The sequence below is a fragment of the Catenulispora yoronensis genome, assembly GCF_039531695.1.
GTDB classification, from domain to species: domain Bacteria; phylum Actinomycetota; class Actinomycetes; order Streptomycetales; family Catenulisporaceae; genus Catenulispora; species Catenulispora yoronensis.
Genome location: NZ_BAAAQN010000111.1, coordinates 1 through 15882, shown reverse-complemented (window position 1 = coordinate 15882; position 15882 = coordinate 1). Strand labels below are relative to the sequence as shown.

Here is a 15882-nt window from a genome sequence, read left to right as displayed (position 1 = left end):
GGGGGTGGGGGTGGGGGTCAGTCGGTCTCGGGGAGCGTCCGGGGCAGCCCGAATCGGGCCATGACGTTCGTGGTGAAGCTGGTGATTGCGGTGATCTGGTCGCCGGCGGTGGTGATGACCAGGAGACAGTAGGCGCGGTGGACGTCCGCGTGGGGGTCGGCCAGGTAGAGGCCGATGGCGGGCTGGCCGTTGGCCCGGGTGGGCACCACGCGGTAGCTGCGACCAGGGCGGAAGGTGACTTCGGCGAGGATGCGCTCGGCCGATTCGATGCCGCGGTATTCGAGCATGGCCGGGGGCATGGAGAGTCGCACGTCGGTGACCAGTAGGTCGATCAGGGCTGCCAGGTCGGCGCGTTCCAGGGCGTCGGTGAAGCGGGCGACGAGGCGCTGCTCGGTGGAGGTGGAGGCAGCGGAGGTGGCGGCGGTGCTGGTGGCGGCGGGCTGCTGGCGTGCGGTCCGGCTCGTGCTCGGGGCGGTGAGATGGTTGTCGACCGTGGCGCGGGCCCGCTTGAGCGCGCTCTGCACCGATTCCTGCGTCGAGTCGAGCATCTGGGCGACCTCGGAGGCGTGGTAGCCGAGGACGTCGCGGAGGACCAACACAGCGCGTTGCCGCGGCGGTAGAAGTTGCAGGGCGATGATGAACGCGAGCGAGATCGCCTCAGAACTCTCATAGCGAGCCTCCGGCCCGGGGCGCTGGTCGACGAGGTGGTCCAGCAGCACGTCGGGGTAGGGCTCCAGCCACGGCGGCGCGTCGCCGGCGCTCGTGGGTTCGAGCAAGCCGGCCTCGGGTGGCAGCGCCGCGATGCGGGGGCGGCGGCTGTCGGCTCGCAGCATGCTCAGACACCGGTTGGTCGCGATCTTGTAGAGCCAGGTCCGCAGTGAGGACCGTCCGCCGAACTCGCCGAGGTTACGCCAGGCCGACACGAGGGTCTCCTGGAGTGCGTCCTCCGCGTCCTGCAGGGATCCCAGGATGCGGTAGCAGTGGACCTGCAACTCGTGGGAGTGGCCCTGAACCAGGTCGCGGAACGCGTTTTGGTCGCCGGACCGGGCGCGGGCGATCAGGTCCTTCGTGTTCGTCTCCGTGCCCGTGTCCGTGTCCGTGTTCGGCTCCGTGTCCATCTCCATGGGCATGCATCCTCGCCTTTCTTCTTTCCGCGGGGCGCGTTCGGCTCGCTTATCCATGCAGACGCCGATGGGTCGCCGAATTGGGCGGAGCCACGGCGCCCAATCCGTGCAGAGGGCGGCGTCTACCCGGTTGGAGGCGCTCCCCGCCCGGGGCGCGCTGCGGATCCGACAACGACAGGACTACAGATCATGACCAACTACGTTTTCTCCTTCCGCGTGCCCGCCGACTACCGTCCCAATGCCGAGACTCCCGGCGAGTGGCGGGCGTGGTTCGGGGCGCTGGGCTCCGCGCTGGTCGACGTCGGCAACGCGGTGACGGAGTACGCCTCGCTCGGCGAGGTCGGCGGCGGCGAGTCGCGGATGGTCGCCTACTCGGTGGTGTCCGCCGACGACTTGGACGGTGCGCTGGCGCTGGCCAAGGACTGCCCGGTGCTGCGGGTCGGTGGCGGGGTCGAGGTCGGCCCGGTGATGGAAGTGGGTGGGGTGTGAGCAACCACGCTGAGAGCGCGGCGCGCGACGACGCACCATCGCAGGGGTTGGAGTTGGAGTTGGAGTTGGAGTCATTCCTGGCGACCAGGCGCGGCAAGCTCACGCTGGCGCTGCTGTGCGCGGTGACGTTCCTGGACGTCATGGACGGCTCGATCGTCAACGTCGCGCTGCCGACCATCCGCGCTCACCTGGGCTTCTCGGTGCAGAACCTGCAATGGGTGATCAGCGGCTACCTCATCACCTACGGCGGGTTCCTACTGCTGGGCGGCCGGGCCGGTGACCTGCTCGGTCGGCGGCGGCTGCTGGTGGCCGGAACCACGCTGTTCGCGCTCTCCTCACTGGCCTGCGGGTTGGCCGACAACCAAGGGCTGCTGGTCGGCGCCCGGCTGGCGCAGGGCTTCGGGGCGGCGATGATGTCCCCTGCCGCGTTGGCTGTGTTGACCACCACCTTCCACGGTTCCGACCGGCACAAGGCGCTGGGGGCGTGGGCCGGGATCAGCGGACTGGCCTCGGCGGCCGGTCTACTGATCGGTGGAGTCCTCACCGAGGAGTTCGGCTGGCGATGGGTGTTCTTCGTGAACCTGCCGCTGTGCGCACTGGTACTGCTCGGCGCCTTCCGCATCCTGGAGGCCGACCACGATCGCTCCGCGCCGGGTGGTTTCGACGCCATCGGCGCGGTCCTGGTCACCGCCGCCATGCTGCTGCTGATCTACACCCTGGTGAAGGCCCCGGACGCGGGCTGGAGCGCGGGCCGTACGGTCGGGGGGCTGGTCGGCTCAGCGGTGCTGATGGCTGGTTTCCTCATCAACGAGCAGTGGCGTGACCGTCCACTCATACCTCTGTCCATCTTCCGGATCAAGGGCCTGGCTGCAGCCGACGCCACCCAGGTGATCGCCTGGGCTGGGTTCTACTCGATGTTCTTCTTCGTCACCCTGTACATGCAGAACGTCCTGGGCTACTCGCAGCTGGAGTCCGGGCTCTCCTACGTACCGACCAGCGTCGGCATCGGAGTCGGCTCAACACTGGCAACGAAGATGTTCGTCCGGACAGGCACCCGCCCGATCATCGTCTCCGGCTCACTGCTCGCGGCCGGCGGCATCCTATGGCTCTCCCGCATACCGGTCGACGGCAGCTACCTCACCAACCTGCTCGCCCCACTGGTGATCATGGGGACTGGGTTGGGGTTGCTCTACGCCGGGGTGCAGACCGCCGCGAACGCGGGCGTACCGGAGGACCAGGCCGGGTTGGCAGCCGCTCTGATCACCACCTCGTTCCAACTCGGGTCCGCGCTCGGGCTGGCAGCCTTCACGGGCATCGCGACCAGCCGGACCAACCACTTGTTGGCCCTCCACACCCCGGTACCGGAGGCACTCACTGCCGGATTCCAGAGGGCGCTGCTGACCAGCGCTCTGTGTCTGGTGGTGGCCGCCGCCATTGCACTGCGCGCCTCCAACACGCGTGGCGGCGGCGAGGAGCCTGTGGCCGAGTCGGAGAGCCGCCACCAGCTTGATTTGGAACCTTCGTACGATCCTGTGTGATTCGCACGACCCTGTGCGAGGGGTGGTAGGCGGCAGTAGGCGAAGCAAACACCGTGGGATCCCGGGACAGCACTCGACGCCGTCCCGGGATTGATTGGGTGGTGAGTGATAGATGGGGTGAGTGAAGGTCAAGAGCTGGGAAAATCAAGAGCAGGCGCCTCCAGCGGGGACCTCTGATCCCTCGGAGAACTGGCGCTGCTCCATAGGTGGGCCCGGCTAGTCCCTGCGCTGGCGGTTGGTGAGGTGGGGGTTTGTTCCCCTCGCTCACGTCGGCAGCCCTACGGGTACAGCACCGCCGCCCAGGTATCAAGTCCATGCCGGAACCTTGTTGTTCTAGCGCTGCGGTTGGGTGTGCATGAACTTGACACCTGGTCGGCGGTACTGTAGGCAGAGCCCTGCCGACGTGACCGAGGAGAACAAACCAAAACCCCAGGGAGAGAGCTGACAATCACTGGGGAGAGGGCTGGGCGCCTCGCCGACTACGGCCGCCGGGAAGGTTCAAAGCAAAAGCGGCGGACACCTGAAGGACTCCCCGGCACCAGCGCCCCAAATACTTGCCTCACCGGCGGCCGGAGGAGTGCCTCGCCAGCGGTCAAAGACATGTGCCGCACTGACTGCTGAAGACTTGCCTTACTGGGCGGCCGAAGACTCTGTCGCATGGGAAGCCAAAGACCTGCCTCGCCGGGCGGTCGAAGACTCGCTCTCCAGCGGCCGAAGGTTTGCTCGACCGGCGGCCGGATGGCTGAAGTGGCCGCCCACTGCCCCCGGATCCTTCAGTCCTCTCCCTGGGTTTTGGTTTGTTCTCCTCGGTCACGTCGGCAGGGTTTTGCCTACAGTACCGCCGACCAGGTGTCAAGTTCATGCATGCCCAACCGCAGCCCAACAACCATCACCGCAGCGGCATGGACTTGATACCTGGGCGGCGGTGCTGTACCCGTAGGGCTGCCGACGTGAGCGAGGGGAACAAACCCCCACCCCACCAACCGCCAGCGCAGAGACTGACCAGACCCACCTATGGAGCAGCGCCAGTTCTCCGAGGGATCAGAGGCCCTCGCCGGAGGCGCCTGCCTTACCCAGCTCTTGACTTTGATTTTTAATCCACACACATTGACATACACGTACACACCAAGCTCCTACACCCCACCCCCTCACCCCCTCACCCCCTACCTCCCACTCACCGCATCAGCCACATGCCGCTTCCCCACCGTCTCGTGCCCAACAACCGAAATCACCGGCGCCCCCATCAATACCACCAAACACCACGCGATCCCGACCCCACCGGCCGCGAGCGCCACCGCCAACGCCAACACCACCGCAGTACCCGCCAGCAGCAAGCAGTGCACAGAATCCGTCTTGCGCAGGAAGACCCACCCAAGCGTGTAGACAGCCCCGACGTAGACCGCAATCGGAACCGCAACCGCCGCAACGGTCCCAGCCCTGCCAAGCGTGCTCTGTCCCTGAAGCAACGACGCTGCCGCATGTAGACCAGCCCCCGTCGCGGCCGTGGCGGACAGGAGCAGAAAGTGGTTCACACTCCACACCGCTGACCGCTCCCGATGTCGTTCCAGCACCTCTCCCCACGGTGCCGCGAAGTACATCCACCACATGCCGAACGTCAGCCCGATGCCGGAGACGGCCAGCAGCACCGCGTCGGCGGTCCAGCCGTGTTGAGCATGCACCAGTGCGTTGAGCGCTGCCACGGTGCCGAACACGCCCTCGCCGAAGGTGACCAGGATAATAAGACCGTAGCGCTCAGCGATGTGCCGCGCGTGCCAGGGCGTTGGCTTCTTCCGCTCGGCGAGCCAGGGGCCGAAGACGTCGAGGAGTAGGAAGCCGGAGCCGGTGAGGACGAAGGTTGACAGCGGCAGTCCGGCGAAGGCCAGTACGGTCCAGCCGAGCTGGGCTACGCCGATGCTGGTGATGTGGACGCGTGCCATCACCGCCTCCGGGGCGTCGCGGTGCGCCCGCCACCACAGCGAGACCATCGACAGCCGCATCACGATGTAGCCGAGGGCCATCACCTTGACGTCAACCGCTCCCCCGGCGTCGACCGAGGCGAACATGTCCTCGACGCCGAGCGACACCACGACGACGCCGACCATCTGCACCATGGTGGCGATGCGGAACACCCAGTCGTCGTTGTCGAAGGCCGAGGTGAACCACGAGTAGTCGGTCCAGGCCACCACGATGGCGGTCACGGCGGTCAGGAAACCGGCGAGCGCCGTCCCGACATGCCGCTCGACCAAGTAGTGCGCCGCCTGCTCGGCCGCCGTCGCGAAGGCGACGACGAAGACCAGGTCGTAGAGCAACTCCAGCGGCGTCGAGGAACGGTACTGCTCCTGCGGATCACGGCCGGCGAGGGGGCGGAGCCGGTGGTCGGTGGTCGTCATCGCGGCTCCTCGGGATCACAGGATCACGGAATCACAGGGTCAGGGAATCAAGGGATCGCAAGGCCAGTAGCGAATCCGCTTCCCACAGTGCCCCCGTCCGAGGCCGCGCCGAGCCAGTCGAGAGCCCTGGTACGGACCCTGGGCTGCCCCGGGAACCCCGTGCCGACCCGTGCCAGCCAGTGCCAGCCAGTGCCAGCCCGGCCAACCCCGCACCGAACACCCGCGGAGCCCCACACACACCCCCATATCCGACATAAAAATCCACCACCCTCCCCACCCCCAACGCCTATCCTTCGCGGGTGATCGAGAGCCCCGAAAGCCTGGTCGATCCGCGTTTCGCACTGGGCGCGTTCCGCCCCTCGGAGCTGCGCCGGATCACCACCGAGCGAATACGGCTACTGCGCCTCCTCCGCCACGCCGGGCCCGCCACACTCTCGGCGCTGATCGGCGCCGAGACCGCCGGCGTGGCCGCCATCTCGCTCGGGGCGGTGGCCACCGGGTGGCTGGTCGGGACGGTCGCGCGGGCCCACCGGTTCGCGGACGTGCTCGCACCGCTGCTCGCGGTGGCGACCGTGGTGCTCGCCGACCGCTGGGCGCAAGTGGTGCGCGTGGTGCCCGGCGCGGTGGCGGCCCGGCGGGTCGACGGCGCGGTGCGGACGCTGGTGCGGAGGCTGGCCCTGGCACCCGAGGGGATCGACCACCTCGACGATCCCCGGTTCCGGGAGGACGTGGAGCGCGCCGTGGACCTCGGCATCGGATGGCGAACCCGCTCCCCGGGCAACGCCGCGGTCGGCCAGCTGACGCTGACCTTCCGGGTCCTCACCGGCATCGCCGCAGCCATCGTGGTGGCGATCCACTTCCCACTGCTCGGCATCGGACTGCTCGCCCTGTCGCTGACGATGCGGATGCTGACCCGCCGCCAGTGGATGTGGATGGCGGCGAAGGACGACAGCCGCATGGGCGAGTACCGCAAAGGCCAGTACTTCGCCGGGCTGTTGACCGGAGCCGGCGCCGCGAAGGACGTGCGGCTGTTCGGGCTGGCGGACTGGCTGCTGGCGCGGTATCGCGACGCCCAGCTGACAGCCCGGCGGCCGTCGTGGGAGGTCCGGTCGTTCGTGTTGCGACGACAGGGACCGACGTTCGCGATCGCCGCGCTCAGTGCGGCCGTGACCCTGCTGGTGCTCGGATCGTCGGGACAGAGTCCTGCGACAGTGGCGCGCTGCGTGGTCGCGGCGTGGGCGGTGATGGACCTGTGCTCGCTGACCCCGGAGGCGTTCGAGATCGACTACGGATTGGCCACGGTCCGGGCCCTGGACCGGGTGGTCGCCCGGCACGGCACGACGCCCAGTCCGCAGACAGCATCGAACCCGACCGCCACAGCCACAGCCACAGCCATCGCCGCCACAGCCACAGCCATCGCCGCCACCGCAACTGCCACCACCACCCCACCCCTCGACCAGCCCCCAGCACCAAACCAGCCCCCCACAGTCCGCTTCGAAAACGTCACCTTCACCTACCGAGGCGCCAACCACCCAGTCCTGCACGACCTCGACCTGGAGATCACCCCCGGCCGCACCCTCGCCATCGTCGGCGTCAACGGCGCGGGCAAGACCACCCTCATCAAACTGCTGGCCGGGCTGCACCACCCCGACTCCGGCCGCATCACCGTCGACGGCGTCGACCTGCGCGAGCTGGACCTCTCGGCCTGGCGCACCCGCATCACCGCGCTGTTCCAAGACTTCGTCCACTACGGCACGACAGTCGGCGACAACGTCGCCCTGTCAGCACCCAAACACATCAGCGACGCCACCGGCATAACCGCAGCCCTCGAAGCCGCCGGAGCAGCGAACGTCGTAGCCGCCCTCCCCGACGGCGTCGCCACCACCCTGTGGCGCGGCGGCGAGCACGGCGTCGACCTGTCCGGCGGCCAGTGGCAGAAGCTGGCTATCGCCCGCGCGTTGTTCGCGGCGGCGCACGGCCGGGCGCTGCTCGTGCTCGACGAGCCGACCGCGCACCTGGACGTGGAGGCCGAGCAGGAGTTCAACGAGCGGGTGGCGGCGGGCGCGCCGGACGCCTCGATCGTGCTGATCTCGCACCGGCTGTCGAACGTCCGGGGCGCCGACCGGATCGTGGTGCTGGACGGCGGGCGGATCAGCGAATCCGGCACCCACGAGGAACTGATGGCCGTGGACGGCGGCTACGCCGCGCTGTTCCGCTTGCAGGCAGCACGATTCGCGAGGGCGGAGACATGAGTCGGCGCATAAGACAGAACCTTGCGTTGCTGCGGCATCTGAACGGCCTGGCCTGGCGCGTCAGCCGGGGCGCGACGATCACGACGCTGCTGATGCACATCGTCGTCGTCTTCGGCAGCGCCGGAATCGCCCAGAGCCAGCGGTGGGTGATCGACGGCCTGCGGAGCCACCCCCGGGACGGCGGCCTGACCTGGCTGCTGATCCCGGTGGCGGTGGCCGCGTTCGCCCAGGCGGCGTCGACCATCTCCACGCGCGTGGCCGCGAACGTGGCCGTGGGGCTGGCGCAGAAGGTGGAGGTGGAACTCTCCGAGGAGATCCTGGGCCACGCCGCGCACGTCCCCACGATCGAGCACCTGGAGCGGTCCGACTACCTCGACCGGGTGTTCCTCGCCGCGAAGGGCAGCGGCGCGCTGGCGTCGTGGACGCGGGCCGTCACCGCGACCGCGGTGTGCGCGGCCATGCTGGGGCTGAGCCTGTGGCTGCTCGCACTGGTCCACCCGGCGCTGCTGCTGCTCGGCCTGACCACCCTCCCGCTGCTGCTGGTCGCGGGACGCGCGCAGACGGCGATGCGACGCGTCACCGACGAGACCGCGGAGGTGACCCGGCTGGAATCGGAACTGAACGCCCTCGTGCTGGATCCGGCGGCGGCCAAGGAGATCCGGATCAGTGGGGCCGGGCAGACCCTGTCGGCGCGCGCCGACGAACTATGGGCCGACGTGACCGGAGCCCATCACAAAGTACTGATGAAAAGCGCCGCGCTGGAGGCGGCCGGATGGCTGTGCTACGCACTCGGCCTGGGCGGCGCGTTGGCATTGGTGGCCCGTCAGGTCATCGACGGCCGGATCGGAATCGGCGCACTGGTGCTGGTGGTATCGCTGTCGGCCCAGCTCCGATGGCAGCTGGGCGCGCTGCGCGAGAACTACCGGCAGTCAGCCGAAGCCGGACGGATCGCCGAGCACTATCGCTGGCTCCGAAGTTACGCCCAGAACTCTGATACCAGAGAACTGACCCCCGCACCCGCCCACCTAACCTCCGGCATCACCCTCGAAAACATCACCTTCACCTACCCGAACTCCGACACCCCGGTCCTACGCACCATAAGCACCCACCTCCCGGCCGGCTCCGTCGTCGGCCTCGTCGGCATCAACGGCGCCGGCAAGTCCACCTTGGTCAAGCTGCTGACCGGACTGTACCGACCCGGCTCCGGCCGAATCGTCGTCGACGACCAGCCCCTGACCGACATCGACCCACACACATGGGCCGCAGCCTCCTGCGGCGTATTCCAGGACTTCGCACGACTCCAGCTGCTGGTCCGCGAGACCATAGGCGTGGGCGACCTATCAGCCCTCGACGACACCGCCGCCATCGACCACGCAGTCACCGCCGCCGGCGCCGCCGACCTCGTCAACAGTCTGAGCGCCGGACTCGACACGCAGCTGGGCACCCTGTTCGGCGGCGTCGACCTGTCCGGCGGCCAGTGGCAGCGGCTGGCACTGGCGCGCGGCATGATGCGCACCGCTCCCCTTCTGCTGATCCTCGACGAGCCCACCGCCGCCCTGGATCCGCAGGCCGAGCACGATCTGTTCGAGAACTTCGCCCGCCACGCGCGCGCCGCCGCGGCCCGGACCGGCGCGGTGACCGTGCTGGTGTCGCACCGGTTCTCGACAGTCAGCATGGCCGACCACGTCATCGTCATCGCCGACGGCGGCATCGTGGAATCGGGCAGCCACCAGGAGTTGCTCGATTCCGGCGGCCGGTACGCGGAGCTGTACGCGACGCAGGCCAGGGCGTATCAGAGCTGATCCTTCCTCACAGCTGATCCTTTCCCAGAGCTCTGATCATTTTCCGGAACTGATCGTTTCAATGCCGTTCACAGTTTTGGCGCCCCACCTCGCCAAAACTGTGAACCGCTCTGTCCCGAAGACCCCCCGACCCCCGAGTCTCTGCTGCGAGCCATCGGTCCTACACCGCCCCACGCGGTGTTCCACCCATGACAGGAGTGGCAGTGAAACGAATAACCGGATCAGGTCTGGCGGTAACAGCCGCCCTCATCGCGGGCGCGGTCTACGCCGCCCCGGCGTCGGCTGCCGGCACGCCGACGCTGGTGGCGGCGAGCTGTGCGACCGCGTCGGCGGGGCACGCGCACTGCAATGCCATCCAGTACGCGAACCCGGCGGCCACCCCGGCCGCGCCCAGCGGCTACGGGCCCAGCGACATCCAATCCGCCTACAAGCTGGGGTCGAATCCCGGCAGCGGGCAGACCGTGGCGATCGTCGACGCGTTCGACGATCCCAACGCCGAGTCGGACCTGGCGACCTACCGTTCGCAGTACGGGCTGAGCGCCTGCACGACCTCGAACGGCTGCTTCAAGAAAGTGGACCAGAACGGAGGGACCAACTACCCCAGCGGCGACAGCGGCTGGGGCGCGGAGATCTCGCTGGACCTGGACGCGGTGAGCGCCACCTGCCCGGGCTGCAAGATCCTGCTGGTCGAGGCGAGCACCAACGACGACAACAACCTGGCGACCGCCGTCGACGAGGCTGTGCGGCTGGGGGCGAAGTTCGTCTCCAACAGCTACTCGGACTCCGAGAGCGACTTCAGCTCCGGGCTGGACTCGCACTACAACCACGCGGGCGTCGTCATCACGGCGGCCACCGGTGACAACGGCAGCATGTCGGGCAGCAGCGCGCAGTTCCCGGCCACCTTCCCCTCGGTGGTGGCGATCGGCGGCACCTCGCTGAACAAGTCCTCGAACTCGCGCGGCTGGTCGGAGTCGGCCTGGAGCAAGGGCGGTTCCGGCTGCTCCTCGCTGTTCGCCAAGCCCTCGTTCCAGAGCAGCGTGAGCACCTCCTGCTCGAAGCGGGCGACCTCCGACGTCTCAGCGGTCGGCGACCCGAACACCGGTATCGCCATCTACGACACGTACGGCCAGTCCGGGTGGGCGCAGTACGGCGGGACGTCACTGTCCACGCCGATCATCACCTCGATCTGGGCGCTGGCCGGCGCCGCCGCGTCGGGCGACAACGCCGTCGCCTACCCCTACGGCAACGCCTCCGGCTTCAACGACGTCACCTCCGGCAGCAACGGCTCCTGCGGCACCGTGATCTGCACCGCGGGCACCGGCTGGGACGGCCCCACCGGGCTGGGCACCCCCAACGGCACCGCGGGCTTCGTCAAGGGCGGCTCGCAGCCGCCGCCGACCAACGACTTCTCGGTCGCGCTGAGCCCGACCTCGGGCAGCGTGAACCCGGGCCAGTCGGCCTCGGCCACCGTGTCCACGTCGGTGACCTCGGGCTCGGCGGTGACAGTCCAGTTCTCCGCCGCCGGGCTGCCCTCGGGGGCGAGCGCCAGCTTCAGCCCCACCTCCGTGACAGCCGGCAACTCCTCCACGCTGACCGTCGCCACCTCGTCCTCCACGCCGCCGGGCACATACTCGGTGACGGTCACCGGCACCGCCGGGAGCACCACGCACTCGGCGACCTACTCGCTGACCGTCAACGGCTCCGGCGGCGGCGGGACGGTCACCGTCGCCAACCCCGGCAACCAGTTCGGCTACATCAACCTGTTCGGCGCCACCGTGCAGCTCCAGGCCTCCGACAGCAAGGGCCTGCCGGTGACGTTCAAGGCGACCGGTCTGCCGCCGGGGGTGACGGTCAGCTCCTCCGGCCGGCTCAGCGGCGTGCCGACCGTCGGCGGCACGTACCAGGTGAAGGTCACCGCCACCGATTCCGGGGGCGGATCGGGGTCCACGACCTTCAGCTACCAGGTGTACGGGTTCTGATCCCGATGTATCTGTTCGGGTTCTGATTCCGCGATCCTGACAACCGGGCCGCGTCATCGGTCCCCGGGGCCCAGGCCCCGGGGACCTCCCGGCTCAGCCCCACTCCCACCGCAGGCCGACCAGCCCCGGCTGCACATCGAGCGCCACGACGTGCGCCAGCCCGGTGGTGCCGACCCACACGTCCTGCGTGGACCGGTCCGGCGCCGTCTCGGTCCGCCGGGTGTAGCTGCAACACCGGGCCGGGAACGCTTCCGGCGAGAACTGCACCTGGAGCAGGTACTCGCCGACGTGCGCCGGGAACACCCGGTGGTAGAAGTCGGTGTCCACCCCGGGCTGGGACACCCCGGTGGCCTCCCACTCCACCACGGCGGTCTCCCCGACGCCCAGGACCCGGTCCAGCACCAGCTCCCCGACCAGGAACCCGCTGTCCGGGTCCGAGCGCAGGCGGCCGAACCGGCAGCCACGCACCGCGCGCACCACCGGCGGCGGCCGCCCGTCCGGCTCGTACTGCCGGTACATCACCGGCATCCGGCTGACCCGGTCCACGTGCGAGCGCACGACCATCCGCGTCGACACCAGCACCTCCTCGCGATCCGGGCCGACCAGGTACAGGTCGTGGATCGCCAGCCGCGCGACCCCGCTGTGGACCGGCGCCACCTCGTCGAGCAGCTCCCCGAGCCCGGTGTCCGCGTTCCACGCGGCGGTGGGGTCCAGCGTGCCCAGCGGCCGGCTCAGCCACCTGCCGCGCGGACGCCGGGGCCCGAGCTGCGAGATCAGGGCGTCGACCGGCAGGTCGAGAACCTGCTCCAGGGCGTGCACCACCCGCAGCGACTCCGCCCGCTCCGGCCGACTGCGGCCGCGACGCCAGTAGCTCAGGGACGCCAACGAGACATGGGCGCCCTGGCCGACAAGGCGGGCCCGCACCTCCTCCAAGGTCAGACCACTGGCCTCGATGGCCAGGTGCAGGACGGCGGAGAAGGGGCCGGTCCGCAGCGCCCGCGCCAACTCCTGCTCCAGGGTGCGCGATCGGCTCTGCTCCACGGCAGTCCAGTATGGGCGCACGTCAGGCGCGCGGGAAGACGTCGGAAAGACCGCGGGTTTCCACAGCGTGCCGTCATCCGCACAATCCGACGGCTACTCACCAACGCGATCATGCCCAGTCGCTCAAACGATCGGGCGGCACCCGCCCCAAATGCTCCGGCCCAGCGTGCGAAGCACCCCCCGACAACGCATCCTGTGCCCATGGCCGCCGACACCAAGCATGACCGCCGGGCCCGCACCCTCGCGCAGCTGGCCGTGGTGTGCGCCGCCGCCTCGCTCGTCTACCTCGTGGCCGTCGTCCTCCTCCACGAGGGCCTCCAGCTGCTCGCCGTCGGCGTGGCCACCGTGATCCTGGCCGGCGTCGGCGCCTGGTGGGTCGTCTCCCGCCGAGGCCCCATCCGCTGGATCGGCGCGGCGATAGCCGTCGCGGCACCCGTCGCGATGATCGTCCTCTACGCCCACCGAGGCGTCTGGTTCGACGGCATCGTGATGCTGGCCCTGTGGACCCTCGGCGTGGTCTGCGCCCGCAGCGCCCTCCGCACCGCCGCCGCCCGCCGCAACGCCGTAGCCGAAGGCACCCCGGCAACACCCCCGCACCACGCCGTACTGATCATGAACCCCAAGTCCGGCGGCGGAAAAGTGGAGGAGTTCGACCTGGTCGCCAAGGCCAAAGCCCTCGGCGCCGAGGTCGTCCTCCTCGACGTGTCCCAATCCCAAGACGTGGCAGCGATCGCCCGCCAAGCCGTGAAAGACGGCGCCGACCTCCTCGGCGTGGCCGGCGGCGACGGAACCCAAGCCCTGGTCGCCGCCGTGGCGGCAGAGCACAACCTGCCCTTCCTCGTCATCTCCGCCGGCACCCGCAACCACTTCGCGATGGACCTCGGCCTGGACCGCGACGACCCCTCAAAATGCCTGGACGCCCTCCGCGACGGCGAGGACCTCCGCATCGACCTGGCCACCGTCGCCGACCGCCCGTTCGTCAACACCGCCTCCTTCGGCGCCTACGCCCAGATCGTGCAAAGCCCCGAATACCGCGACTCGAAGTCCGAAACGATGCTCAACAAACTGCCGGACCTGCTCGACCAGAACAGCGACGACCCTCCCCTCACAGCCCAAGCCGACGGCGAACCCGTACCCCCACCCCAAGTACTCCTCGTGACCAACAACCCCTACGCCGAGACCGAGACCCTCGGCGGCGGCCGACGCCCCCGCCTGGACCGAGGCGTCCTCGGCGTAGTGGCCATCCACGTCGACGGCTCCAAAGCCGCCGCCGAACTGGCCGTCCTGGGCACCCGCTCCAACGCCATCACCGTCCGCACCGCCCACGAAGTCCGCGTCGAAGCCGACGCCGACACCATCCCGGTAGCAGTGGACGGCGAAGCCCTCGACCTCCCCACCCCAGTCATCTGCGTCCTGCACCCCGGCGTCCTCCGCGTCCGCGTCCCCCGCAACCGCCCAGGCCCCCCACCCGAACCAGTCAAAATAGACTGGCGCGCCATCGGCAACCTTGCCTTCGGCCGCTTCGGCGCCGACTAAAACGCACCGCCCCCGAGACCTTCAATACCCCGCCCGGGTTTTTGGTTCGTTCCCCTCGGTCACGTCGGCAGGGCTTTGCCTACAGTGCCGCCGACCGGGTGTCAAGTTCACGCTGTACGCAACCGCAGCCAACACCTCAAAAGCAAGCGCATGGACTTTACACCCGGGCGGCGGCGCTGTACCCGTAGGGCTGCCGACGGGACCGAGGGGAACGAACCCCCACCTCACAAACCGCCAGCGCAGGGCCCTGAATGTACCGACCTATGGACTGGCGCCAGTTCCCCGAGGGATCTGAGGCCCTCGCCGGAGGCGCCTGCCTTACCCAGCTTTTGACTTTGCTCTTAAGCCTTTGACTTCAGCCTTAAAAATCACCCCACCCCACAACCCCCCCCCCCCCCCCCCCCCCCCCCCCCCCCCCCCCCCCCTCCCCCCCACTCAATCTCCATAGTCCGACTCTCCCCACCCTCAAACCACAACGTCACCACCCCAAAAGTAATCATCGGCACCGCCCCACTACTCCCCCCCTTGTAAAACCCCGTAGCCCCCGTAACCCGAAACGCCAAAGCAATCATCGTGTTCGCATCATCAACACCACACTCCACCTCCGGCACCAAAAGCGCCTCCACCCCGTTCTCCTCCCCCCACTCCCGAACCCTCACCGAATCCCTGCTCAACCCCGGCAGAATCCCCGCGTTCGCCCAGGCCCACCGCCACGACCCGGCCTCCACGTGATAGCTCCCCAGAATCTGCGCCGGCGCCGTCGCGATCTTGTCCGGAAAGGTCCACGTGATCAGACCGCTCTCCTGATCCAGATCCCAGCGGTCGGCGCCGCCGAGCCCCCACTCCCCGGCGTGCACCGCACCCAGCTGGGCGATCATGTCCTCGCCCTGCGCGATCATCGTGCTCAGTTCCTCATCGGAAATCCCCATGTCGGAGCAGTCTGCCAAACAATCACTGCTTCCCGCCTACACTTCCGTCGGCTCAAGATCCGACACCCCCCTCCCGCTGACCACATCGAACGGCACCGACGCCTGGTCGTGCACCACAACCCAACCCCCCGCCCGCTTCTGAAAACACAGCGTCCCGCGCACCCACATCCCCTCCGTCGCCGCCCCATTCGCCAACGTCCCGTGCAGCCGCCCAAAGAGCCGTGCGAACGCCACCTCGTCCCCCACGGTCAGCACCAGGTTCCGCACCTCGTACTCCACCTCCCGAAAAACCGTGAACACCCGCCCCCAGTTCTTCAACTTCGCCTCGACCCCGACGTGCTCCAACGGCGGCTCCACGTCGAACGACACCACGTCCTCCGCGTAGACCAGCCGCAGCCCGTCAAGGTCCTTGGCGTGGATGCTCTCCACGACATTCCCGATCTGCTGCCTGATCGCGGCTTCGTCCAACTCGCGCTGCATGGCCATCGCCATCCGTCCTCTCCAACTCCACACGCCTGCCACCCGGCGGCGCTCATACCCGAGACGACACAGCACCCGCCTTTGTGACGCCCCACCGACTTCCACCCCACTTCCACCCGCCTTCCACCCCCGGGTGGAAGCGATTCCACCCGCCGAGCTGCGAATCTCTAACTGTCAGCAAGAAACGAAGCAGAGAAACAGCAGCTCAGAGGGGAGTTGGCCACCATGGACGCCAGCATCTGGATCGTGAACATCATCGTGTTGGCCTCGGTGCTCGGCTCGGACCTGGGCCGCCGCAAGGTCGGCGCGGCCCGCCTGCTCC

At 68.7% G+C, this 15882-nt stretch carries 11 protein-coding genes; 6 read left to right on the top strand and 5 right to left on the bottom strand.

The window, feature by feature from the left end; translation table 11 throughout:
• Positions 1–17 precede the first annotated feature (17 nt).
• Positions 18–1130: a sigma-70 family RNA polymerase sigma factor gene (locus ABD481_RS45505; protein WP_425559431.1), complete on the bottom strand. Its 1113-nt coding sequence runs from the start codon at positions 1128–1130 to the stop codon at positions 18–20.
• Between the two features lie 183 nt (positions 1131–1313).
• Between ABD481_RS45505 and ABD481_RS45500 the strand changes: the two genes are divergently transcribed.
• Together ABD481_RS45500 and ABD481_RS45495 are read left to right on the top strand one after the other, a co-directional pair.
• Positions 1314–1613: a hypothetical protein gene (locus tag ABD481_RS45500; RefSeq protein ID WP_344672176.1), complete on the top strand. Its 300-nt coding sequence runs from the start codon at positions 1314–1316 to the stop codon at positions 1611–1613.
• A gap of 47 nt (positions 1614–1660) precedes the next feature.
• A complete protein-coding gene (locus tag ABD481_RS45495; protein WP_344672178.1) occupies positions 1661–3151 on the top strand; it encodes an MFS transporter in 1491 nt (496 codons plus the stop codon).
• A gap of 1163 nt (positions 3152–4314) precedes the next feature.
• On the opposite strand, the gene ABD481_RS45490 is transcribed toward ABD481_RS45495, so the two are convergent.
• The gene (locus tag ABD481_RS45490; RefSeq protein WP_344672175.1) at positions 4315–5541 is read right to left on the bottom strand and encodes a low temperature requirement protein A; all 1227 of its coding nucleotides are present in this window, start codon (positions 5539–5541) and stop codon (positions 4315–4317) included.
• A 299-nt stretch (positions 5542–5840) separates the two neighbouring features.
• Between ABD481_RS45490 and ABD481_RS45485 the strand changes: the two genes are divergently transcribed.
• From ABD481_RS45485 to ABD481_RS45475, 3 genes are all read left to right on the top strand, one after another.
• Positions 5841–7793 carry an ATP-binding cassette domain-containing protein gene (locus tag ABD481_RS45485; RefSeq protein WP_344672174.1) on the top strand — a complete coding sequence of 651 codons (1953 nt, stop codon included), beginning with the start codon at positions 5841–5843 and terminating at the stop codon, positions 7791–7793.
• Positions 7790–9595 (top strand): ABC transporter ATP-binding protein, encoded by a 1806-nt coding sequence (locus ABD481_RS45480; RefSeq protein WP_344672173.1) that lies wholly within the window; start codon positions 7790–7792, stop codon positions 9593–9595. The genes ABD481_RS45485 and ABD481_RS45480 overlap by 4 nt, the downstream gene beginning before the upstream one ends.
• A gap of 203 nt (positions 9596–9798) precedes the next feature.
• A complete protein-coding gene (locus ABD481_RS45475; RefSeq protein ID WP_344672172.1) occupies positions 9799–11574 on the top strand; it encodes a putative Ig domain-containing protein in 1776 nt (591 codons plus the stop codon).
• A gap of 93 nt (positions 11575–11667) precedes the next feature.
• Here the strand turns inward: ABD481_RS45475 and ABD481_RS45470 are convergent, their stop codons facing one another.
• Positions 11668–12615: a hypothetical protein gene (locus ABD481_RS45470; protein ID WP_344672171.1), complete on the bottom strand. Its 948-nt coding sequence runs from the start codon at positions 12613–12615 to the stop codon at positions 11668–11670.
• A gap of 201 nt (positions 12616–12816) precedes the next feature.
• Between ABD481_RS45470 and ABD481_RS45465 the strand changes: the two genes are divergently transcribed.
• Positions 12817–14151, top strand: a complete 1335-nt coding sequence (locus tag ABD481_RS45465; protein ID WP_344672170.1) for a diacylglycerol/lipid kinase family protein — start codon at positions 12817–12819, stop codon at positions 14149–14151.
• A gap of 368 nt (positions 14152–14519) precedes the next feature.
• Here ABD481_RS45465 and ABD481_RS45460 read toward each other — a convergent pair whose 3' ends face one another.
• Complete coding sequence (locus ABD481_RS45460; protein WP_344672177.1) at positions 14520–15029, bottom strand: DUF6882 domain-containing protein; 510 nt, start codon at positions 15027–15029, stop codon at positions 14520–14522.
• An 87-nt stretch (positions 15030–15116) separates the two neighbouring features.
• Positions 15117–15572 (bottom strand): YybH family protein, encoded by a 456-nt coding sequence (locus tag ABD481_RS45455; protein ID WP_344672169.1) that lies wholly within the window; start codon positions 15570–15572, stop codon positions 15117–15119.
• Positions 15573–15882 lie beyond the last annotated feature (310 nt).